We start from the raw sequence: 646 nt of genomic DNA, 5'->3' as shown, positions 1-646 counted from the left end.
ATAAAATCGGCGCTATCAACCAGTGTGCGTTCATGCTCCATCACTGTTTGATGATCAACGCCCGCTAACGCGCCAAAATCGTCTCCACAATAGTAAATTAGCCCGCGTTTATTCATGACATTACACACATCAGCGGCGGTTGGTAGGGATGTCCAAAACAATGGGTTGTCGAAGTTCAACGCTTTTAAGTGTTTTTCTAGTTGGTGCTGCATCATCTTCGCTGCCACTTTTCTTGAAAAAGCAGAATGGGGAGCCGGTATTGTCAGCAAATTTACCGTGAAAATGTTGTCTACCGCATCACAATGCATGGTTGGCTTATCTGAGCCAGTATTGCTGATAACGCGGGAAAACTTGCTCACTAAACGTTGAATGTCTTTACCCGTCGGTTTTGGTTGTCTTAAACCGATGGAATTAACCCAAAGAATGCGATGGTTGCTGGCAAGTCGCTGAACGATGTGCTGCGTTGATGATGGTAGGCCGCCGAAGTCTTCGCCAAATACTACGATATCCGTCATGTGTTTCTCCTTGAGTTCTTAAGATTTGGTTTCTGATAGAAGGAGTAATCACAATGCGTGCCAAGGATTTTAGCCTTTAAAAACAGCTGGTTGTATTGTCGTCAAAATGAAAGGATTAGGATTTCTCATTT

At 43.8% G+C, this 646-nt stretch carries 1 pseudogene; it reads right to left on the bottom strand.

The features are described from left to right. Positions 1-515, bottom strand: a pseudogene (locus R7Q11_RS27030) (glycosyltransferase family 1 protein); the annotation flags it as partial. Positions 516-646: the final 131 nt, after the last annotated feature.

It is taken from the genome of Vibrio sp. 970, assembly GCF_033339075.1.
This window is presented reverse-complemented; position numbering and strand designations above follow the sequence as displayed.